Annotated in this window: 21 protein-coding genes, 1 tRNA gene and 1 pseudogene; 6 read left to right on the forward strand and 17 right to left on the reverse strand. The window is 37.4% G+C overall.

Features of this window, described 5'->3' with window-relative positions; genetic code table 11:
* Positions 1 to 31 precede the first annotated feature (31 nt).
* The 6 genes from DW963_RS09685 to DW963_RS09710 form a co-directional block, all read right to left on the reverse strand.
* Positions 32 to 832, reverse strand: a complete 801-nt coding sequence (locus tag DW963_RS09685; protein ID WP_012740245.1) for a DnaJ domain-containing protein — start codon at positions 830 to 832, stop codon at positions 32 to 34.
* The gene (locus tag DW963_RS09690) at positions 816 to 1,682 is read right to left on the reverse strand and encodes a DUF5685 family protein (RefSeq protein ID WP_199669379.1); all 867 of its coding nucleotides are present in this window, start codon (positions 1,680 to 1,682) and stop codon (positions 816 to 818) included. The genes DW963_RS09685 and DW963_RS09690 overlap by 17 nt, the downstream gene beginning before the upstream one ends.
* A gap of 94 nt (positions 1,683 to 1,776) precedes the next feature.
* Positions 1,777 to 1,986, reverse strand: coding sequence for a hypothetical protein (locus DW963_RS09695; protein WP_117915400.1), 210 nt, complete (start codon positions 1,984 to 1,986; stop codon positions 1,777 to 1,779).
* A 145-nt stretch (positions 1,987 to 2,131) separates the two neighbouring features.
* Positions 2,132 to 2,335: a type II toxin-antitoxin system antitoxin gene (locus tag DW963_RS09700; protein ID WP_117915402.1), complete on the reverse strand. Its 204-nt coding sequence runs from the start codon at positions 2,333 to 2,335 to the stop codon at positions 2,132 to 2,134.
* Positions 2,335 to 3,387 carry an SPFH domain-containing protein gene (locus DW963_RS09705; RefSeq protein WP_117915404.1) on the reverse strand — a complete coding sequence of 351 codons (1,053 nt, stop codon included), beginning with the start codon at positions 3,385 to 3,387 and terminating at the stop codon, positions 2,335 to 2,337. Before DW963_RS09705 ends, DW963_RS09700 begins: the two co-directional genes overlap by 1 nt.
* Before the next feature lie 462 nt (positions 3,388 to 3,849).
* A tRNA-Lys gene (locus DW963_RS09710) sits at positions 3,850 to 3,922 on the reverse strand.
* Positions 3,923 to 4,182: 260 nt separating this feature from the next.
* On the opposite strand from DW963_RS09710, the gene DW963_RS09715 reads away from it, so the two are divergent.
* Positions 4,183 to 5,481: an AI-2E family transporter gene (locus tag DW963_RS09715; RefSeq protein ID WP_117915406.1), complete on the forward strand. Its 1,299-nt coding sequence runs from the start codon at positions 4,183 to 4,185 to the stop codon at positions 5,479 to 5,481.
* A 14-nt stretch (positions 5,482 to 5,495) separates the two neighbouring features.
* On the opposite strand, the gene DW963_RS13745 is transcribed toward DW963_RS09715, so the two are convergent.
* Complete coding sequence (locus tag DW963_RS13745; RefSeq protein ID WP_265416935.1) at positions 5,496 to 5,624, reverse strand: hypothetical protein; 129 nt, start codon at positions 5,622 to 5,624, stop codon at positions 5,496 to 5,498.
* A 42-nt stretch (positions 5,625 to 5,666) separates the two neighbouring features.
* The gene (trmB, locus tag DW963_RS09720) at positions 5,667 to 6,311 is read right to left on the reverse strand and encodes a tRNA (guanosine(46)-N7)-methyltransferase TrmB (RefSeq protein ID WP_117915408.1); all 645 of its coding nucleotides are present in this window, start codon (positions 6,309 to 6,311) and stop codon (positions 5,667 to 5,669) included.
* Positions 6,312 to 6,675: 364 nt separating this feature from the next.
* Here trmB and DW963_RS09725 point away from each other — a divergent pair, with 364 nt between their 5' ends.
* Positions 6,676 to 8,070: a D-alanyl-D-alanine carboxypeptidase family protein gene (locus DW963_RS09725; protein WP_158568692.1), complete on the forward strand. Its 1,395-nt coding sequence runs from the start codon at positions 6,676 to 6,678 to the stop codon at positions 8,068 to 8,070.
* 154 nt (positions 8,071 to 8,224) lie between these two features.
* Here the strand turns inward: DW963_RS09725 and glgB are convergent, their stop codons facing one another.
* The gene (gene glgB / locus DW963_RS09730) at positions 8,225 to 10,156 is read right to left on the reverse strand and encodes a 1,4-alpha-glucan branching protein GlgB (protein ID WP_243004271.1); all 1,932 of its coding nucleotides are present in this window, start codon (positions 10,154 to 10,156) and stop codon (positions 8,225 to 8,227) included.
* 217 nt (positions 10,157 to 10,373) lie between these two features.
* Here glgB and DW963_RS09735 point away from each other — a divergent pair, with 217 nt between their 5' ends.
* Positions 10,374 to 11,339, forward strand: coding sequence for an MraY family glycosyltransferase (locus tag DW963_RS09735; protein WP_117915414.1), 966 nt, complete (start codon positions 10,374 to 10,376; stop codon positions 11,337 to 11,339).
* A gap of 51 nt (positions 11,340 to 11,390) precedes the next feature.
* Here the strand turns inward: DW963_RS09735 and DW963_RS09740 are convergent, their stop codons facing one another.
* Positions 11,391 to 12,359, reverse strand: a complete 969-nt coding sequence (locus DW963_RS09740; RefSeq protein WP_158568694.1) for a 3'-5' exonuclease — start codon at positions 12,357 to 12,359, stop codon at positions 11,391 to 11,393.
* A gap of 184 nt (positions 12,360 to 12,543) precedes the next feature.
* Entirely contained in the window at positions 12,544 to 13,467 is a 924-nt protein-coding gene (locus DW963_RS09745) for a DUF3881 family protein (protein WP_158567459.1), read from the reverse strand.
* Between the two features lie 174 nt (positions 13,468 to 13,641).
* Between DW963_RS09745 and adhE the strand changes: the two genes are divergently transcribed.
* The 3 genes from adhE to DW963_RS13755 are packed head-to-tail and all read left to right on the forward strand — an operon-like array spanning position 13,642 to position 17,060.
* Positions 13,642 to 16,257, forward strand: a complete 2,616-nt coding sequence (gene adhE / locus DW963_RS09750) for a bifunctional acetaldehyde-CoA/alcohol dehydrogenase (protein WP_117915420.1) — start codon at positions 13,642 to 13,644, stop codon at positions 16,255 to 16,257.
* Positions 16,258 to 16,293: 36 nt separating this feature from the next.
* Positions 16,294 to 16,626: a BUD32 family EKC/KEOPS complex subunit gene (locus DW963_RS13750; protein ID WP_252969189.1), complete on the forward strand. Its 333-nt coding sequence runs from the start codon at positions 16,294 to 16,296 to the stop codon at positions 16,624 to 16,626.
* Positions 16,569 to 17,060 (forward strand): phosphotransferase family protein, encoded by a 492-nt coding sequence (locus DW963_RS13755; RefSeq protein WP_286169290.1) that lies wholly within the window; start codon positions 16,569 to 16,571, stop codon positions 17,058 to 17,060. Before DW963_RS13750 ends, DW963_RS13755 begins: the two co-directional genes overlap by 58 nt.
* A gap of 207 nt (positions 17,061 to 17,267) precedes the next feature.
* Here the strand turns inward: DW963_RS13755 and serS are convergent, their stop codons facing one another.
* The 6 genes and pseudogenes from serS to DW963_RS09775 form a co-directional block, all read right to left on the reverse strand.
* The gene (serS, locus tag DW963_RS09760; protein ID WP_117915422.1) at positions 17,268 to 18,557 is read right to left on the reverse strand and encodes a serine--tRNA ligase; all 1,290 of its coding nucleotides are present in this window, start codon (positions 18,555 to 18,557) and stop codon (positions 17,268 to 17,270) included.
* A gap of 86 nt (positions 18,558 to 18,643) precedes the next feature.
* Entirely contained in the window at positions 18,644 to 19,201 is a 558-nt protein-coding gene (locus DW963_RS09765) for a DUF4446 family protein (protein WP_117915424.1), read from the reverse strand.
* Positions 19,202 to 19,248: 47 nt separating this feature from the next.
* Positions 19,249 to 19,521, reverse strand: coding sequence for a hypothetical protein (locus DW963_RS14020; RefSeq protein ID WP_502694416.1), 273 nt, complete (start codon positions 19,519 to 19,521; stop codon positions 19,249 to 19,251).
* Positions 19,510 to 19,647: pseudogene (locus tag DW963_RS14155) on the reverse strand (ParB-like helix-turn-helix domain-containing protein); the annotation flags it as partial. The gene DW963_RS14020 and the pseudogene DW963_RS14155, both read right to left, overlap by 12 nt.
* A gap of 41 nt (positions 19,648 to 19,688) precedes the next feature.
* Entirely contained in the window at positions 19,689 to 20,177 is a 489-nt protein-coding gene (locus DW963_RS14025; protein WP_353652808.1) for a ParB/RepB/Spo0J family partition protein, read from the reverse strand.
* 23 nt (positions 20,178 to 20,200) lie between these two features.
* Complete coding sequence (locus DW963_RS09775; RefSeq protein WP_117915426.1) at positions 20,201 to 20,965, reverse strand: ParA family protein; 765 nt, start codon at positions 20,963 to 20,965, stop codon at positions 20,201 to 20,203.
* Between the last annotated feature and the right edge of the window lie 134 nt (positions 20,966 to 21,099).

The raw sequence follows: 21,099 nt of genomic DNA on the forward strand, positions 1-21,099 counted from the left end.
CTTAACACAGTAATCTGGTAACATCCCTTATTTATATGCTTCCTCCCGGATAATAGCCGCCTGAACCATAGCCACAGCACATAGGCATACATATATTTGAACACAGGCAGAGTGCAACCCACGGAGCACAGCCTGTACAATATGTTGTAGATGATGGCCCCTGATACTGCGTCCTTCTTCCTGCATACCAGCTTCCACCGCTTGCAATACGCTGATACAACAGCTGATACTGCATATTGTCAGGATCAGAATCCAACGCACGCTTGGCATCTTCCAACGCAGTTGCTTCTTCTCCTTTTCCAAGATGTGCTAATGCACTATAGTAGTACCATCTTCCATCCCGGTCAGTTATGTTGTTAAGCACATTAATAGCTTCATCATAACTTGAATTATTAATATAATTAGCTGCTGCCCTCAGATGCACTGTTGTAGGATCATTGCCATTGAGATTATCACTGCCATATCCATTGCCACCATAGCTTCCTGTATATCCGCCAAATCCAAATGGCCCGAATCCCCAGAAGCTTCCAAAATCTCCATAGCCGCCCTGTGACTGGTTCTGATAATCACCATCATAACCATAATGGTCTGAACGTCCTGTACCATAACGCGTCTGGCTATATGACTGACTGCTGTATCCGCCCTCACGCTCACGCATTATCTGGTTATACGCCTGCTGCACAAGCTTAAACATCTCTTCTGCCTGATCCTTATTAGGATTATTGATGTTAGCATCAGGATGATACTTTCGGCTCAGTGTTCTGTATGCTTTTTTCACTTCATCATCGGAAGCATCCCTTGATACTCCCAACACTTTATATGGATCTGTCATTATGTTCCTCCAACTGCTTACCGGCAGTGTCAATTCTTTTTCTTCTGGCGGCGTAGAACTTTGTCCATACACCTGAATATATAATATTTCTTAACAGTTCTGCATTAGCAAGAATCGGCAGTCTCTCAAAAGCTCTTGCACATCCTGCCATATATGCTTTAAGTATGTTTTCTGCAAATGTATCAAAATCCTCTACATCCTTATGATACTTAAACACATTATAATTGTTCTTTTTCTCATCTTTTTCCAAATCATCATATGCATCCAGCAGATATATGAATCTGCCAAGATTATTGCCAAGCACCCTTAACTCATCACTCCACTCATCATCTTTCATGGCAGCAACTTCACCTAACAGTATACCAAACTGCTCTGCTGGCTTGTCAATGTTCGTTTCCTGTGCTTTTTCATATTCTGACAACTTAGAAAGGCTTTTCTTTATAATCTCTGCCTTCTGCGGATATTTCTTCTCAAGCTCTTTAATATCTCTTTTCAGTACCTCGGCATAAGTTCTTTTCAAGACCTTTTTCTCATCGTACCAGTCGTCCATACATTTGTAATATGTCAGAAGGACATTCATGTCCGCAACATAATCTGAAACAACGTTACGCCTCACAGGATGCTTTCTTAATGGATGTGTGACGCAACGTTCCTCAGAGTATATAGTTTCCGGTTCATACAACCCTGTAAGAAGTATAACCAGAAATGTCATATCATAGCTTAAGGAAATCTGCCCCTTCAATCCATGCGCTTCTGCCAGCGAATCGCACAGACCACAATAGTATGAGCGGTATTTATCAAATTCTCTGAATTTCAGTTCTGGCTGATCAACAACTATATACCCATACATACTAAACTCATACCTCCATTTTCGCTTATCATATAACATTGAAAATATTCAGTCAATCAGCCTTTCAAAGATTAATAAATTATTAATACTATTTTTAGATATTATTCTTGTCGTCAAAATCAGTTCCCCACAAAAGGAAACTTGTATAATCATCTAGCGAATTGACCGGACGCATTACATCACTCTCGTCAAGATTGCTGGCAAATTCATTCTCACCGTCATCATAACCTTTATCGCCCTGCCCATTATCGCATCCGTTTCTGTACTCATCTTTTTCATGATTATAGTCAAATGCTGGAAACATTTTGCCACCTCCTTTCGAAGGTAGTATGTTAAGTTTCACCTGGTTTTATCCGATATTATATATTTTAAAAACGTCTCCATACCAGCATTTATAATGTCAGTATGGGGACGTTTTATATATAATAGTTATATATTCATTTTTTATTCTACCTGATATCTAAATCTGGTGGAACATCAAGCTCGTGCGGAACTGGCGCACCATTCTTCTTTCTCTGTCGTACACACTCGGTCAGCAGATATTCTATCTGTCCATTCACAGATCTGAAATCGTCCTCTGCCCACGCTGCAATGGCATCATAGAGTTTAGCTGATAACCGGAGAGGAACCTGTTTCTTACCTGAATCTGCCATTAGTAAAGACTTCCTGAATTAACTACTGGCTGGGCATCTTTGTTTCCACAAAGGACGACTAAAAGGTTGGATACCATAGCTGCTTTTCTCTCTTCATCAAGCTCTATAACCTGTTTTTCTGATAATCTCTCAAGTGCCATCTCTACCATTCCTACAGCACCATCAACTATCATCTTTCTTGCATCTACTATTGCTGATGCCTGCTGTCTCTGAAGCATTACTGCTGCTATCTCAGGTGCATACGCAAGATATGTTATTCGTGCTTCTATTATCTCAAGTCCGGCATCTGCTACTTTGCCCTGGATTTCTTTTCTTATTCTTTCTGCTACAACTTCACTTGAACCACGAAGGCTTCCCTCATCTGCAATTCCATCTCCCGTTGTATCTACATTTTCTGCGACATCATATGGATACATGCGGACAATATTACGGAGTGCGCTGTCACACTGTAATGAAAGATATTCCTTATAATTATCTACATTAAACACTGCCTTAGCCGTATCTGTCACTTTCCACATAACTGCGATACCAATCTCAACAGGATTACCAAGGCAGTCATTAATCTTCTGTCTGCTGTTGCTCAGTGTCATTATCTTAAGTGAAATCTTCTTATTAGCTGACTGTGAATTATTTCCTGCTGCAATTGCCATTCCTGCAACACCTGCCATACTTGCCAGATCAAGCTTTTTTCCATCTCCTGTCACATCACCGCTCTGGTTAAGCTTAGTTGACGCTGCCGGGTTAACAGCAACACAAAACGGATTCACAAAATAGAATCCCGCTTCTTTAATAGTTCCAACATACTTGCCAAAAAGTGTAAGCACAAGTGCTTCCTGTGGTTTTAATACCTTAAGACCGATAAAGAATATCCAGCCTATTGCTGCGTATACAACGCCTGCAACGATAAGTACTACCCATCCCGCTTTAGTCTCTGCCTGTTCAACCATAATCGAACCGACAATAATTGCTGCTATAGCTGCTGCGTAAAGTAATATAAACAGCGTAACCATTGCCAGACCATTCTTGCTTTTCTTCAAAACCTTTTCTTCCATATAAAAATACCTCCTGGACACCCTGATTATTAACCTTGTTATCGATTATTCTTTTAATGGTGTCTTTGTTGATATTTGTATGATATCATTTTGATATCACATTGTCAAGATATTAACATCTTCAATTCTCAATTGGTGCATTGCGTTGTTTTTTGTTGTATTTAAAAGGAGGTGATAGGCGTGCTAACTTTTTCAGATCTTCTTACATACACACTTGTATTAATTGAAGTTATAACACTTGTTGTTATTCTTTCTGATAAAAAGACAAAAAAATAACCGCCCCAGCCTGGACAGTTTGGGCAGTTATTTTTTAACTCTCTAATCTACAAAGGCTAGCCGTCTATCGGTAAGTTCCTTTGTATTATCATATTACTCTATTCATATATTTATGTCAAACATTTGTCTTAACATAAAAATAAAAGCCTTACAACCTAGGATTCCCTAAATCATAAGACCTTCCAGTGCACCGCCAGGGGTTCGAACCCTGGACACCCTGATTAAGAGTCAGGTGCTCTACCAACTGAGCTAGCGGTGCGTAACTTATTTTGTTCTGTGCTTTTGTGTTGTCTCAAGCACAAGTGATATTCTATAGCAAGGTTTAATAAAATGCAAGTACTTTTTTGTATTTATTTAAGAACAATTTATCTTTTTTTATAATTTTCTTGTTTTTTCATCATTTTACCATGTTTTTTATATTGATATGTGCCTTTATACCCCTTATAATTCTATTATATTCCCAATTTTAAGAGAAAATATTTATATTTAATATACATTTATTAAGAAAAGAGAGTTGATATGAAGTTAAAAAAATTCGAACAACAGCCAAAACACGTTGACAATATTCCAATTGAGGCTATTAATCTTGATTCTGAACAGGAACAGCCGCCAAAACCTGACAAAGCTGTTGGCAAGAATGTATTCCAGCCTAACAGCAAATACTTTACAATTGTTATATATGGTCTGCTTTTTGTGCTAGGTGCAATTCTTATATATAAGTTCATTGGTAACTGGCCTGCAACCGTCAAGTCATTGGGCAATATATTCCATATACTGTCACCATTTCTTATTGGTGCCATGATTGCGCTTGTTCTTTATCCGTTTATCAAGATCCTTTATAACAGGTTCTTCATGGGGGTATGCCATATCAAGTCCAAGAAAGCTGCCAAAATGCTTTCAATTCTTGTTGCTTACCTGATAGCAGTTGGCGCATTTGCAGTATTAATAGGCTTTGTTGTACCTCAAATATACAAAAGCATTACAGAGATTGCCAATCAGGCTCCTGTATGGTACGAGAATATCCGCAACTGGTTCACTGAGTTTGAAGATAAGCACGCCAATTCTTCTATTGATTACAATTTCATTAATCAGAAGATTGAAGATGCTCTTCCTAAACTTGTTGACTACATGACTGGTGCACTTACCAATATGGTTCCTTACATTCTTAATACATCCATGGCCATTCTTTCAGGTGTGTTAAACCTTATTATTGCAATTATCGTGTCCATCTACATGATTTCTGATAATAAGAATATCTTTTATCATTTTAAGAGATTTTTATATGCCGTGCTTCCTAGGAAAACAGCAGACAATACACGCATCATCTGTAAGAATTGTGCAAGCATTTTTATTAATTATATTATCGGCAAATCATTTGACTCAATTATTGTCATGATTATCTGCTTTATTATCATGCTGATTCTCAAGCTGCCATATGCAGTGCTTATAAGCGTGATTGTCGGCATAACAAACATGATTCCGTATTTCGGACCATACATCGGCGGCGTGATTGGCGGTGTGATTATTGTTATCGCAAGCCCTATCAAACTTATAATATTTGTAATCATGATTGTCTGCATCCAGCAGGTTGACGGTCTGCTTATCGGACCTCGTATCATCGGCAGTACTACAGGTCTTAAGCCTGTATGGGTTGTATTTTCAATAACCGTAGGTGGTGCGCTGTTTGGCGTAATTGGAATGTTCCTCGGAGTTCCTGTATTTGCTGTATTAAGCTATCTGTTAAACATCACAGTGCAACATTTCCTGGACAAAAGAAAAGTCACCGTGCAGCCTTATGACTCGCCCGATGACCTTTAGTAAGTACTAGTACATTATTTCTTGGTATTAAGGATTCTCACGACATCGTCGAGGGAATTCTTAAACCTTACCACTCTGTAATTCGCTCCTTTATGCACATACATCACTTCTGATACTTTCCTTGCAAATGCTTTATTCTTCACAATGTTTCTCCCAAAGCCTTTATATAGTATATGCATTTATTATTAATGATTTCTTACTGCAATAAGTTTACAGATAGGATTGCCCATCTGTGAAAATCTTGTCTCATACTCTGTCATTACATTACCCTCGTTAAGTACAGAGTCATTATGTAAGTCAAATGTGACAACAGGAAGCTCCCAGCCCGCCTCTTTAATCTCTTCTAACGAAAAATCGAATAAATCTTTATTATCTGTTTTGAATTCCACCTGTCCGTCCGGCTTTAATATAATGTCATATCTTGCCATGAACTGTCTTGAGGTAAGTCTTCTCTTCGCATGTCTGTCTTTTGGCCATGGATCTGAAAAATTAAGGTATATTCTGTCTACCTCTCCCTCTCCAAACACCTCACATATTGCCTCTGCATCCATTCTTATGAATCTTAAATTAGGAAGCTGAAGCTCATCCTGTTTCTCTACAGCTCTTAAAAGCACGCTTGAATACTTTTCAATACCCACATAATTAATATCAGGATTATTCGCTGCCAGTGTTGTTATAAATGTGCCTTTACCCATACCAATCTCAATACGGATTGGATTATCGTTACCGAAAACCTGTGACCATGTGCCTTTCATCCCCTCTGGCTCTGTAAACACATATTCATTCTCTATCATTACTTCCCTTGCTCCGGGTACATTTCTAAGTCTCATACGTTACTCCTATCTTATATATTAGCTCAGATTTCGGCTATGTCCGTGTGCGGTATACGCTTGAATATGACAAGCTGTGCAGGAGTTAATGCCACTATCTGCACAAGTTCAGTGCGTGAAAGCACGTCCAAACGAAGTGCGTTTGATTTCACGCACTGAAATAGACTTTGCAGATGGCGGCATTTACTCATGCTAAGCGAAGTCATCCTGAAAGCACATGCCGCACACAGACATAGCCGAAATCTGAGTTTCCTATATATTATTTACCATAAATATCACTTTTTGCCAAGCGGGGTTTACTTATGTACAATCCTGGGCTACAATGTATTTGTATATTTTATTAATCGGAGGAATTATCTCTATAATGAAAAAGCAATTTTTAAAAGGATTACTTATAAAGATAGCCAGCGCGGCATCTGCCACTGTTTTGGTGTTCTCAGCTTTTGCAACAGATACCCAGGCTGCAGCATACAACAAAGTCTACAGCGAGACAGACACAACCAGCACAGAGGCTGTATGGCCGGATGCACCTGATGTTAACTCAAGCAGCTGCATTCTTATTGATGCTGATACAGGATCCATTCTTTTCGAGAGGAACTCTCATGAAAAATGTTATCCAGCCAGCACAACCAAGATTTTAACAGGACTCCTTACTATTGAGAACTGTAATATGGACGATGTTGTAACATTTTCACAGTCAGCTGCTAACTCAATTAATGTATATGAGGATGCCAACTTAAGTTCAAAAGCAGGTGAGCAATTTACTGTCAACCAGCTTCTTCACGGACTTCTGCTGTATTCTGCCAACGAGATGGCTTATGCCCTCGGTGAACATGTGGCTGGCTCAATAGATGCATTTGTCGATATGATGAATGCCAAGGCAAAAGAACTTGGTGCTTTGAATACACATTTTGCCAATGCGAGCGGATTATATAATACCGACCACTACACAACAGCCTATGATATGGCAATGATTGCAAGAGGGTGCTATAACAATGCTTCTTTTGTCAGCATTGATTCAACTGCCGATGCATATGTAATTCCTGCAACTAACATGTCTGCACAACGTACAATCAGACACCGACACAAGATGTTAAAGGGTCGCGCCTACTATTATGAATACTGCAAGGGTGGCAAAACAGGATATACTGATGAATCACAGAATACACTTGTTACATTTGCAGAAAAAGACGGTATGCGTCTTATATGCGTTGTATTTAAGGAAGCCACAGATGAGATAAGATATGTTGATACAAAAACCCTTTTTGACTGGGGATTTGCGAATTTCCAGAAATCAACAACAACCGGAAGCCAGCTCGGAGCAATGTTCTCTAATGACAACTATTATAACTCAGCTGTTTTCTCAACTCTTTCACTAAACTTTGGGCTAAATGCTTCATTTATCACAATACCTAATAAAAGTTCATTGTCGAATGTATCAATGACAGTTGATGATAATTATGACATGACCAATGAGAATGGTGTTATGACAACACATCTTAAGTTCCTGTACAATGATAATACGGTAGGAACTACAACACTTAATATCTGTGCAGCTGGCACGGACACAGGCAGCCAGCTCCCATATATTAATAATGATGTGACATCAACTTATACACCTAAGACATGCATTAAGATTAATATCTGGATACTCGTTGGAATCGGAGCTGTTATCCTGTTCGTTATCTATATTATTGAAGAGCATGCAAGAAGAAAGCGCCAGAGAAGACACTATAACAAAAGAAGACATAGATTATAAAAGAATGCGCCCCAGTAAAGTAATCTGGTGGCGCATTTTTATTAAATGTATCTTCTTATCCATATCTATAATTATATACGAAACTTTTTCCTGAAAATTCACATTCAGTCAAAAAAAGTCCCCGCAAATATACGGGGACTTCAATGCCATATTATTATATCTTACTTGGCTGAACCTTAGAAACATCACCATTAAACTCATAAACAGCTATTCCATACTTATGTAAGTCAATGAGCAATGACTGCGGATATCCATCACAATCTCCCTTAACGGCTGTAAGAGTCTTCTTCTGGTCAGCTTCATTATCTCCAAGAACCAGCTTATACTTAGTCTTGAACGGAACTCCTATTCTGAAGCTGTCTCTTTCAACTGGTGTAAAATTAAGTACAAAGAGAAGATTCTTCTTTCCATCCGGACTGATTCTCATAAACGATAAAACGCTATTATCTTTATCATTGGCATTAATCCATCTGAATCCTTCACTGCTATAATCAGTAGCATACAGACATGGATAATTCTTATTAAGCTTCAGACACTTCTTTGTAAAATCCTTAAGTTCTGTATGACTTTCATCCTCTAACAGATACCAGTCAAGCGCACGCTTCTCACTCCACTCATTCCACTGACCAAATTCCTGTCCCATGAATAAAAGCTTCTTTCCAGGATGTCCACACATATATGCATATGCCAGCTTAAGATTCTTGAACTTGTCCTCCCTGTCACCAGGCATTTTACCAAGCATAGAACACTTAAGATGTACAACCTCATCATGTGAAAGCACAAGAATGAAATTCTCGCTGTAAGCATACATCAATGAAAATGTCATCTTGCTATGATTAAACTTTCTGAAATATGGATCAAGCTTCATATATTCAAGGAAATCATGCATCCAACCCATATTCCACTTAAATGTAAAGCCAAGACATTCCCCATTGTCAGGATCACCACTAACCATAGGCCATGCTGTTGACTCCTCTGCTATAGTTATTGCCTGTGGAAATCTCTTCTTTAACATGCTGTTAAAATGCTTTAAAAAACTGATTGCTTCGAGATTGCCGTTGTCACCATATTTGTTAGGGACCCAGTTTCCATCTGTCCTTCCGTAATCCAGATACAGCATTGAAGCAACAGCATCAACTCTTAAGCCATCAATATGGAACTTGTCCACCCAGAACATTCCATTAGCAATAAGGAAGTTAGCCACTTCATTCTTGGAATAATCAAATACCTTAGTTCCCCAGTCAGGATGCTCTCCCTTTCTAGGGTCTGCATACTCATATACACAGCTTCCATCGAAATTAGCAAGTCCATGCGCATCCTTTGGAAAATGTGCCGGCACCCAGTCAAGAATTACACCAATTCCTTTTTCATGCATATAATCTACAAAATACATGAAATCCTTAGGTGTTCCGTATCTTGCTGTAGGTGCATAATAACCAGTTACCTGATATCCCCATGATCCATCATATGGATACTCTGCAATTCCCATAAGTTCAATATGTGTATATCCCATATCTGTTACATATTTTGCAAGCTCAGGTGCTAATTCTCTATATGTATAGAATCCGTCCTCTGTTCCATCATCTTTCTTCTTCCATGAGCCAAGATGACATTCATATATAGAAAGAGGCGCTTTAAGATGATTCTCTGTCTTCTTCTTCTCAACCCATTCAGAATCTTTCCATTCATAACCTGAAAGATCGGCAACTATTGATGCTGTCTCTGGTCTTAACTGTGCCTGATTAGCATATGGATCTGCCTTGTAAAGTGCCTCTCCACTCTGTGAAATAATAAGATACTTATACATATCCCCTGCTTTAGCTCCTGGTATGAACAAATCATATATTCCACCATCTGAAATCTTCTTCATATCATAACCATATGCATTCCAGTTATTAAACTCACCTATAACATAGACTTCTCTTGCCGCAGGTGCCCACACAGCAAAATACACACCTTCTTTTCCGTCTTTTACTCCAACATGTGCGCCCATTTTGTTATATATCTCATAATGAGTTCCCTGTCCAAAAAGATATGCATCCACTTCTGTGATTGCCAGCTGCTCGTATTTTTGCATATTCTTCATAAAATCCTCCATTATATTATTATTATCTTACACGACACTCATGGGTCCCCTCAGATTATCCCACTAATTAATAGTATATTAACACATTAGCAAATTAATTACTACATTTCATTAGCAAAAAAAATGTTCATTTCACATATATTATGTTATACTGTAAATCGCATTGAAATAAATGCTGTATATAAGTTAGAAAGATGAAAAGGAGTATTAAATTCTTATGATATACTATATTGTCAACGAAAGTTTCACCAACATCATAGCATTTGCAAGCATTTTATTTGCCTTCGCATTTACAATAGCTGCAATTGCTCTTGGCAAGAATCTTCTCCCAAGAGATGCCGGAAGAGCTTATGCCATCAACGGAAGTAAATCGGTTGGAAAACCAAGAGGTGCCGGCATGATTTTCATTCTTACATTCACTGTCACATGTGCATTATTTGTAAACTTAAGTGCCGAGCTTATCATTTATCTTATACTTGTACTTGCCGCAATGCTCAGCGGATACCTTGATGATAGTGCTTCGTCACCATGGGGTAATTTAAAGAAAGGTCTTATTGACCTTGCAATATCAGTTATGGCAGCTGTCACTTACCTGCATTACAACCCTAACACATTTGACCTTGCATTCTTTGGAAAGACAGTAACTCTCAATCCAATCATCTATGCAATACTTATCATCATACTTATCTGGGTAAGTATCAACGTTACTAACTGCTCAGATGGTGTTGACGGCTTATGTGGTACACTTTCAGTTGTAACACTTGCCTCAGTATATATACTTTTTAAGTCATTTAATATTGAATCAGCTTACAGACATACTGTTCTTATTATGGTTGTGTGTATCCTCGGCTACCTGTGGTTCAACGCATCACCAAGTAAGCTGCTTATGGGTGATGCCGGTTCGAGAGCAATAGGAATATTCATTGCATTTACATTCCTCAAGCTCCATGCACCGTTGCTTTATATTCCAATGGCACTTGTAATTATCCTTGACGGCGGACTTGGTCTTATCAAGGTTTCATTCATGAGATTTCTTCACATCAACCTCATGAAGAACCTTCGTACGCCAATCCACGACCATATGAGAAAGAATAAAGACTGGTCAGATACACAAGTTGTTTTCAGATTCACAATTGTCCAGATAATACTTGGTTTGGCTGTAATATATGGTCTTATGTTCTAACACATATTAATTCACTAAAAAAGGCATGTCAGTTTATTTTCTGACATGCCTTTATTGCTGCACTGAAAGTTTCTCAGCCTGACGACGTCTGCGTCTGTGTTCCCTCTCTTTTATCTGCTTTTCATATATCTTAAGTGCCCCCTTCTCATCAGTGCACTTCATTATTCTTATAGCATAGAATCTGCCGCCTTCACTCTGCTTGATTTTGAATCTGCCTTTTATAAGACCATGTTCATCACATGTAAACAGACCATAATAACTCTTTGAATTAGTGGAAAACCATTTTACCGTTCTTTCCATAGCCCTGCCGCATAAGAAACACTTGCAGGAACGTACAGTTCTGTCGCTTGCAGCCTTGTCCCTCGTAGCAAATCCCTTAGAAATATACTTCTCATATGTCCCAAAGTTAAGATATATCTCGTCTTTTCTTGATTCTGGAATTGTAAATGTATCTATACTGCAGAACTTCTTAACCCTGTCAAAGTCAAGTGTCTTCATTATCTTGGCTGTATATCTTGCATCACTCATTGCTGAATGATAATGCTCATCCCCCTTAATTCCCTGCTCATCAATCGCAGACTTAAGATTCATGCGTGTCTTACCATCTGAGAAATTAATGCTGTAAAGCTTCTGAAGGTCAAGATACAGAAGTGGCATAGAAAAGTTCTCCGGCACATCATAGTACTTCATGTTACGTCTTAATTCCGTAATATCCATGCTTCCCCATGTAACAAATGTATAATCCTCACCGCACCATTTAAGAAATTCAGTTACACCTGACACAAAATCCGTTCCATTATCAAGGTCTTTTTCTGTAATTCCAAGAATCTTCTTAATATTATTCTGAAGCTTGGTATACACATGTGGCTTAATAATACACTGCCACTCATCTACAATATCAAGCTGCTCATTAACTTTTGCCGCACCTATCTGTATAATCTCAAAAGGAAAATGTTCCTCAGAAAATTGTTTTCCCTTGGCACTCTGATTCCACTCAAGATCCATAACAATATAATTCATAAACATTTTCCTCTGTTACTTATTCTTAATTAGGTTGTTTCTAATAATAATGTTCCCACCCAGAGTCGAACTGGGGATTGAGACTTAGGAGGTCCCCGTTATATCCACTTAACTATGAGAACAACTTGGCTAAACACCATGAAAAATTCTACCACATTTGAATCTTGTGGTCAATGCTGGCATTCTAATCTGTGAATCTTACATTACCCTGAAGCCATATCTGCCCTTTGAATCTTCTTCCAACAGCAGGCTCACCAAGCAGATGTTGCTTATTAATTGCAGTTGTAATTATGAGGCTGTTACACTCAAGCACCATAATATATATGCTTTCGCCTGTGTACCTGTTCTTCTCCTCGTAAAGCTCCAGTATCTCACCTATTACCGAATACTGGTCACACTCCACTCCACATGGCATAAATGTCGAATCTACTATTGTGAATATATCCTCTTTCATGACTCTGTTAGAAAGCTCATTATATGTATCAATATCCTCTATAGTAAGACTCTCTATGGCATCCTCATCACCGTTCTTAGCAGCCTGAATAAGTCTCTTTCTGGCGAGTTCTTCCTTCTTATTACGTGGAGTCTTTTTCTCTTTTCTTATAGGAAGCATAACAATTCCGCCAAGAGACAGTCCTGTAAGAGTAACCTTTTTATTCTTAATTGGTAACTTTGCTATATCATTCTTTCTGTCAGGATTGAATTCAGGAGCTTTAAATTCTTTTCCACTATATATATATTCAAAATAATCCATAACATTCTGAAGATAAAATATAAGAGTAACCCCTGTCTTTAATTCATCACATATTACAGCGAATGATTCTTTATCCAAATGCCTCTCAATAGTCATCTCTTCATTGTCGCTTGCAACTTTTCCAACAACAAATGGAAAATAATATTCATATATAAATGTATCTTTCTCGTATCTTCCATATATATATAATCCTGTTGAACTGCTGATACGCACGATAATAACGCCACGATTTAATTTATCGTGACGTATAACAAATCCATTGGCAACATTATCTTCTATTTCTAATTTAATAAATTTCTCTTCAGCCTCTGATGTAAGTTTATCAAATCCAAGGGCTCTTATATAGAGGTTCATAAGCCGCTCCATCCTTAATCTAACTAATAATTATTCACCATTTACTAGGTAAAAGATAGCATATTTTAATTAATATTACAATGAATATTGACTTATAATTATATTAGTGTTATATTGACATTGTTAAATTATTATCAATCAATATTGCACGAATCAAGTTATGGAGGAAATGTTATGTCAAAGAATTTAACTGAGAATTACCCAATTGTTGACACAGTCGAAGCTCTTGAAGAAAGGCTTGCCGGTGTACGGGAGGCTCAACGCATCTTCGCAACTTATACTCAGGAACAGGTAGATAAGATATTTACTGCTGCTGCACTTGCTGCCAATAAAGCAAGAATTCCTCTTGCCAAGCTTGCAGTTGAAGAAACTGGTATGGGAATTGTAGAAGATAAGGTTATCAAGAATCATTATGCCTCTGAATACATTTATAATGCTTACAGAGATACTAAGACTTGTGGTGTTATTGAAGAGGATAAGGCATATGGAATTAAAAAGGTTGCTGAACCTATTGGAGTTGTTGCAGCCGTAATCCCAACAACTAATCCAACTTCAACAGCTATTTTCAAAACTCTTATTTCACTTAAGACTAGAAATGGTATTATCATAAGCCCACATCCACGAGCTAAGAAATCGACAATTGCAGCAGCTAAGGTTGTTCTTGAAGCTGCTGTTGCAGCAGGTGCCCCTGAGGGAATCATTGGCTGGATAGATGTTCCTTCCCTTGAGCTTACAGATACACTTATGAAGGAAGCAGATATTATCTTAGCTACCGGCGGACCTGGAATGGTTAAAGCTGCTTACTCTTCTGGAAAGCCTGCACTTGGTGTAGGTGCTGGTAATACTCCTGCTATCATTGATGAATCAGCAGATGTAATACTTGCTGTTAACTCAATTATTCATTCTAAGACATTTGACAATGGTATGATATGTGCTTCTGAACAGTCTGTAATTGTTGACAAGAAGGTTTACAAGGCTGTTAAAGAAGAATTTGCATACAGAGGCTGCTACTTCCTTAATAAGAGCGAGACAGAAAAGGTAAGAAAGACTATTATTATCAACGGTGCCCTTAATGCGAAGATTGTTGGTCAGAAAGCCCATACTATTGCTGCTTTAGCAGGCGTTACTGTTCCTGAAGAAACTAAAATTCTTATCGGTGAAGTAACATCTGTAGACCTCTCAGAAGAATTTGCTCATGAAAAGTTATCACCTGTCCTTGCAATGTACAAGGCAGAAGATTTTGAAGATGCTCTTTCAAAAGCTGAACACCTGATTGCAGATGGTGGATTTGGTCATACATCATCTCTTTATATTAATGTTGAAACACAGGCAGACAAGATTGCTGAATTCTCTGAAAGAATGAAGACATGCCGTTGCCTTATCAATACACCTTCATCTCACGGTGGAATCGGTGACCTCTACAACTTTAAGATGGCTCCTTCTCTTACACTTGGATGTGGCTCATGGGGCGGAAACTCAGTATCTGAGAACGTTGGAGTAAAACATCTGCTTAATGTAAAGACTGTCGCTGAGAGGAGAGAGAATATGCTTTGGTTTAGAGCACCTGAGAAGGTTTACTTTAAGAAGGGCTGCTTACCTGTTGCCCTTGATGAACTTGGAACTGTAATGGGTAAGAAGAAAGCATTTATCGTTACTGACCAGTTCCTTTATAAGAATGGTTATACCAAATGTGTCACAGATAAGTTAGATTCTTTAGGAATCATGCATACTACTTTCTATAATGTAGCACCAGATCCAACACTTGCATGTGCTAAAGAAGGTACAGCAGCTATGAGACTTTTCGAACCTGATGTAATCATCGCAATTGGTGGTGGTTCTGCAATGGATGCTGCCAAGATTATGTGGGTTATGTATGAACATCCTGAGGCAGACTTCCTTGATATGGCTATGCGTTTCATGGATATCAGAAAGAGAATATACACATTCCCTAAGATGGGCGAGAAAGCTTACTTTGTCGCTATCTCAACATCTTCTGGAACAGGTTCAGAGGTAACTCCATTTGCAGTTATTACTGATGAAACAACTGGTCAGAAATATCCACTTGCTGACTATGAATTACTTCCTAAGATGGCTATTATCGATGCTGACATGCATATGGATCAGCCTAAGGGACTTACAGCAGCTTCTGGTATTGATGCACTTACACATGCACTTGAAGCATACGCTTCCATTATGGCAACAGAATATACAGATGGTCTTGCATTACAGGCTATGAAGAATATATTTGAATATCTTCCAGCAGCTTATGAATTAGGTGCACATGATGCAGTTGCAAGAGAAAAGATGGCAACAGCTTCTACTATGGCTGGTATGGCTTTTGCTAATGCTTTCCTTGGAGTGTGCCACTCACTTGCACATAAACTGGGTGCATATCACCACCTTCCACACGGAATTGCTAATGCTCTTCTTATCACTGATGTAATGAGATTCAATGCTGCAGAGGTTCCAACCAAGATGGGAACATTCTCACAGTACCAGTATCCACATTGCAAAGCACGTTATGTAGAATGTGCTGACTTCCTTGGAATTGAGGGCAAAGATGATGATGAGAAATTTGAAAACCTCATCAAGGCTATTGAAGAATTAAAGGCAAAGGTAGGAATTAAGAAAACTATTGCAGATTATGGTGTTAAAGAGGAAGACTTCCTTGCAACTCTTGATGAGATGACAGAAGCTGCATTTGATGACCAGTGTACTGGTGCTAACCCAAGATATCCTCTTATGAGTGAAATGAAAGCCATGTACTTAAAGGCTTACTATGGTAAATAATCATCATTATTATTTTAAGAAAGGAAGACATGTCATATGAAAAAATATTTAGCAAAATCTAAGTTAAAATCAGTATATGTAGAGAATGGCAAAGCTACTAAGGTCTTTGCCAAGACCTACAACAAATCAGATGTTTTATATGAAGCTCTTAATACTTCTAGAGTTGAAGACGCAGGCGTTAATATTCCAAAGCTTTTAGAGGTTGCTGTTACTGACGGTAAATGGTCTATCACAAGTGAATATGTTGAAGGTCCTACTCTTACACAATTAATTGAAAAATACCCTGACAAGCTGATGATTATATTAAGAAAATGGTTGAATACCAGATATCTTTCCAGAAGAAGTCTAACCCACTTCTTCTGGTATTAAAGGATAAAATGAACCGCCAGATTAACTCTATTGAAGAACTTGATAACAGCGTTAAGTATGAACTTCTTACAAGACTTAATTCCATGAAGAATCATACTAAGCTTTGTCACGGAGATTATTGTCCTGATAATATTATTGTAACTGCTGATGCCAAGGGAAATATCAAAGAAATCACAGCAGTTGACTGGGTACATGCAACACAGGGTAATGCATCTGCCGATATTGCAAATACATTTTTACTTCTAAAATTACAGTTTGGTGACAAGAGTGATATTCCTGAAAAATACATAAGTGCTTTCTGTGAATTAACTAACACAAAACGTTCATATGTTAATGAATGGCTCCCATTAGTTGCAGCAGCAAGACTTACTAAGAATAAAGAAGAAGAAAAAGAACTTCTCGAGCAGTGGATAAATGTTGTAGATTTCCAGTAAATGTTTCCCACATTCCTATTATTATAAGGTTTTCCACAGAGAAATGCCTGTATTTAACAGTATTTCAGTGGATTTCCCACGATTTTAACACACTTATCCACAAATTTTGTGGATAACATTAAGAAAATGTGGATAAAACATATTCTTTTGATATGTTTTATCCACATTTTTAATTATATACAGTATTTCTATTACTTAATAATCCAATTACTTAACTGGTACTAATTCTGTCTTTCCACCCATGTACATACGGAGTGCTTCTGGAATAAGGACTCTGCCGTCTGCCTGAAGGTTGTTCTCAAGAAATGCGATAAGCATTCTTGGAGGTGCAACACATGTGTTGTTAAGAGTATGTGCAAAGTACTTGTTCTTGTCCTTACCCTGAACTCTTATCTTAAGTCTTCTTGCCTGAGCATCTCCTAAGTTAGAACATGAACCAACCTCGAAGTACTTCTTCTGTCTTGGTGACCATGCTTCAACATCAATAGACTTAACCTTAAGGTCAGCTAAATCTCCTGAACAGCACTCAAGTGTTCTTACTGGAATATCCATTGTTCTAAAGAAATCTACTGTATTCTGCCATAATTTATCAAACCACATCTTGCTTTCTTCTGGCTTGCATACAACAATCATTTCCTGCTTCTCGAACTGGTGGATTCTATATACACCTCTTTCCTCGATACCATGTGCACCCTTCTCCTTTCTAAAACATGGAGAATAGCTTGTAAGTGTCTTTGGAAGCTCTTCCTCAGGTGTAATTGTGTCAATAAACTTACCAATCATTGAATGTTCACTTGTTCCAATAAGGTAAAGATCTTCACCTTCTATCTTATACATCATAGCATCCATTTCATCAAAGCTCATAACACCGGTAACTACATTACTTCTTATCATATAAGGAGGAATACAGTATGTGAACCCTCTGTCAATCATGAAATCTCTTGCATATGAGATAATTGCTGAATGAAGTCTTGCAATATCTCCCATAAGGTAATAAAAACCATTACCAGCAACCTTACCAGCTGCATCCATATCGATTCCGTTGAATCTTTCCATAATATCTGTATGATATGGTACTTCAAAATCAGGAACTACAGGCTCACCAAACTTCTCAATTTCAACATTCTCGCTGTCATCTTTTCCGATTGGTACACTAGGATCTATGATGTTAGGAATAGTCATCATAATCTTATTAACCTTTTCATTAAGTTCCTTTTCAGAAGCCTCTAATTCAGCAAGCTTTGCTGCATCTGCACTTACCTGTGCCTTAACTGCCTCTGCCTCTTCCTTCTTTCCCTGTGCCATAAGAGCACCTATCTGCTTAGAAAGCTTGTTCCTGTTTGCTCTTAATTCATCAGCTTCTGTCTGTGTTGCACGAGCCTTGGCATCAAGCTCAATAACTTCATCTACAAGTGGAAGCTTTCTGTCCTGAAATTTATTCTTAATATTTTGTTTAACAATATCCGGGTTTTCTCTGACAAATTTTAAATCTAACATTACTCCTCATTTCTGTGTCCTATTATTGACACTATTTTATCAAATTTACCAAATGCTATTATGCACCTTTTTCATTATATTTTCAATTACATTTTGTCTTTCTGCATTAAATCGTTAATTTCTTTACTTAATTCTTCATCTCCCATACGTCCGGCCAGTGCCTGCTTAACAGCTTTCTCTTCTTCTTTACCAAGTTCAATATAAGACTTTCCATTAACTATTTCCTTAATATAAGCAAAACAGCCATCATTGCTGTGCATTACATTTACAACGTATCCATTGTCTTTCTTATCAAGCATACATAGTGCAAAGCTTAACTTTCCACCCATTTCATGGAATGCATCATACTTATTAACACCAACCTTCTGGAATGTAAGCTGCATTTTTTCATATATATCCTTAATTGCTTCTGTATTATCTTCACTTGTCTTCTGAAGATTGATAATGTCATCGGTATATTTTCTTACCATTTTCTCCATACTCTTTCCATCAGAGCCTTCCATCATCATATCGTATTTTTTCATCATAGCACAAGCCTTACATATTGCAACAATTGCAAGAACTATTGCTACAATTGTTATTACAAGCAGACCTATAACTACATAAAGTGTATCCACTTTAAATAATCCAAATACATCTAACATATTTATTCCTTTCTTTTTCTTAATTTAATATTATATTAATATATGTATTATTCATTAACTTTCTTTAACATATCATATATTCTTTCAAGCTCTGCCTGTGAATAATACTGAATTTCTATCTTACCTTTGTTATTATTCTTATTTTTGATAATCACTTGTGTACCCATGATTTTTTTCAATTTTTCCTCAAAATCTCTGTACACAAAATCATTTTCTGGCTTTGCCTTTTCCACAGGTTTATCTAATTTATCAATATTTTTAACAAGCTTTTCAACATCACGCACATTAAGCTTTTCATCAAATATCTTCTGTGCAACCATGTATTGTTTTTCTTTATCTTCAATACTAATAATTGCCCTTGCATGGCCACTACTTAATTTGCCTTCAATTACCATTTCCTGAACTCTCTCATCGAGTTTTAATAATCTCAATGAGTTAGTAATTGCAGTTCTTGACTTAGCAACCTTTTCCGCAACTTCATCCTGTTTTAATCTATATCTTTGATAAGCTGCTGGTAAGCAAGTGCTTCTTCAATAGGATTAAGGTCTTCTCTCTGGATATTTTCAATAAGTGCTATTTCCATAACTTCCTGTGAAGAATAATCTTTAATTATTACAGGTACTTCTTTAACGCCTGCAAGTCTTGCTGCTCTGAAGCGTCTTTCACCAGCTATTATCTGATAATTCTTATCCATCTTTTGCACAAGAAGTGGCTGTAATACACCATATTGCTTTATTGACTCTGAAAGTTCAATAAGTGCATCCTCGTCAAATGCTTTTCTTGGCTGGTTCTTATTAGGCTCAATTTGTGAAATCTTAAGTTTAGTCTCTGCTGGAACAGGAACTTCCTTAACAACCTCTTTTACTACTTCCTTAACAACTACTTTCTGATCATTAGTATCTTCTTCCTGAAACAGATTACCAATGCCTTTTCCCAATCCTCTTGATTTACTTGTTTTAGTGCTCTTTGTTGGCATACTATTACAATCCTCCATTATATTTATTCTTCTCTTCCCATTACTTCTTCTGCTAATAATCTATAACTTTCTGCACCTGTAGATTTTGGATCATACAGATTTATTGGAAGTCCGTGGCTAGGTGCCTCTGCCAGACGGATATTTCTTGGTATTATTGTCTTATAGATATTCTGCTTAAGATTATCCTTAACATTCTCAACAACTTGTAATGAAAGATTAGTTCTTGAATCATACATTGTAAATACAACACCTTCCATCTCAAGATCCGGATTAAGTTTTTTCTTAACAAGATTAATTGTATGTATAAGCTGTGTTAATCCCTCCAATGCATAATACTCGCACTGAATTGGAACTAATACAGTATCCGCTGCTGTCATTGCATTAACAGTAAGCATACTAAGTGATGGCGGACAGTCCAAAATTATATAATCATATCTGTCTCTTATCTCTGATATACTCTCTTTTAATGTATATTCTCTATTTTCCACATCAATTAAATCAATCTCTGCACCTGCAAGGTTAACATTTGACGGCAAAATATCAAGATTTTCTATAACCTGTTCCTGAATTGCCTCTTTAATATCACATTCTCTTAATAAAACTTCATAAACTGTTTTCTCAATATCAGTCTTTGATAATCCAAACCCACTTGTTGTATTACCCTGTGGATCAATATCAATAATAAGTATCTTCTGTCCTGCTTCAGCCAGACATGCAGCAAGATTAATTGCAGTAGTTGTTTTACCAACTCCGCCTTTCTGATTTGCTATTGCTATTATTCTTCCCACATTACCCTCTTTTTCCATATAATACAATGTTTCACGTGAAACACTATCATATCATAATAGTTGTTGGTTGAATTTAATTCACCACATTATTTATTATATCACATATTATATAAATGTGTGATAATAATTTTTTA

Origin of the sequence: Eubacterium sp. AM46-8 (genome assembly GCF_003466705.1) — a bacterium.
Taxonomy (GTDB): Bacteria; Bacillota; Clostridia; order Lachnospirales; family Lachnospiraceae; genus Lachnospira.

What these genes read in the sequence shown, in the direction of transcription:
- DW963_RS09685 (WP_012740245.1), bottom strand. Translation starts at nt 832, where the DNA reads ATGACAGATCCATATAAAGTGTTGGGAGTATCAAGGGATGCTTCCGAT.
- DW963_RS09690 (WP_199669379.1), bottom strand. Translation starts at nt 1,682, where the DNA reads ATGTATGGGTATATAGTTGTTGATCAGCCAGAACTGAAATTCAGAGAA.
- DW963_RS09695 (WP_117915400.1), bottom strand. Translation starts at nt 1,986, where the DNA reads ATGTTTCCAGCATTTGACTATAATCATGAAAAAGATGAGTACAGAAAC.
- DW963_RS09700 (WP_117915402.1), bottom strand. Translation starts at nt 2,335, where the DNA reads ATGGCAGATTCAGGTAAGAAACAGGTTCCTCTCCGGTTATCAGCTAAA.
- DW963_RS09705 (WP_117915404.1), bottom strand. Translation starts at nt 3,387, where the DNA reads ATGGAAGAAAAGGTTTTGAAGAAAAGCAAGAATGGTCTGGCAATGGTT.
- DW963_RS09715 (WP_117915406.1), top strand. Translation starts at nt 4,183, where the DNA reads ATGAAGTTAAAAAAATTCGAACAACAGCCAAAACACGTTGACAATATT.
- trmB (WP_117915408.1), bottom strand. Translation starts at nt 6,311, where the DNA reads ATGAGACTTAGAAATGTACCCGGAGCAAGGGAAGTAATGATAGAGAAT.
- DW963_RS09725 (WP_158568692.1), top strand. Translation starts at nt 6,676, where the DNA reads ATGAAAAAGCAATTTTTAAAAGGATTACTTATAAAGATAGCCAGCGCG.
- glgB (WP_243004271.1), bottom strand. Translation starts at nt 10,156, where the DNA reads ATGAAGAATATGCAAAAATACGAGCAGCTGGCAATCACAGAAGTGGAT.
- DW963_RS09735 (WP_117915414.1), top strand. Translation starts at nt 10,374, where the DNA reads ATGATATACTATATTGTCAACGAAAGTTTCACCAACATCATAGCATTT.
- DW963_RS09740 (WP_158568694.1), bottom strand. Translation starts at nt 12,359, where the DNA reads ATGAATTATATTGTTATGGATCTTGAGTGGAATCAGAGTGCCAAGGGA.
- DW963_RS09745 (WP_158567459.1), bottom strand. Translation starts at nt 13,467, where the DNA reads ATGAACCTCTATATAAGAGCCCTTGGATTTGATAAACTTACATCAGAG.
- adhE (WP_117915420.1), top strand. Translation starts at nt 13,642, where the DNA reads ATGTCAAAGAATTTAACTGAGAATTACCCAATTGTTGACACAGTCGAA.
- DW963_RS13750 (WP_252969189.1), top strand. Translation starts at nt 16,294, where the DNA reads ATGAAAAAATATTTAGCAAAATCTAAGTTAAAATCAGTATATGTAGAG.
- DW963_RS13755 (WP_286169290.1), top strand. Translation starts at nt 16,569, where the DNA reads ATGGTTGAATACCAGATATCTTTCCAGAAGAAGTCTAACCCACTTCTT.
- serS (WP_117915422.1), bottom strand. Translation starts at nt 18,557, where the DNA reads ATGTTAGATTTAAAATTTGTCAGAGAAAACCCGGATATTGTTAAACAA.
- DW963_RS09765 (WP_117915424.1), bottom strand. Translation starts at nt 19,201, where the DNA reads ATGTTAGATGTATTTGGATTATTTAAAGTGGATACACTTTATGTAGTT.
- DW963_RS14020 (WP_502694416.1), bottom strand. Translation starts at nt 19,521, where the DNA reads ATGGTTGCACAGAAGATATTTGATGAAAAGCTTAATGTGCGTGATGTT.
- DW963_RS14025 (WP_353652808.1), bottom strand. Translation starts at nt 20,177, where the DNA reads ATGCCAACAAAGAGCACTAAAACAAGTAAATCAAGAGGATTGGGAAAA.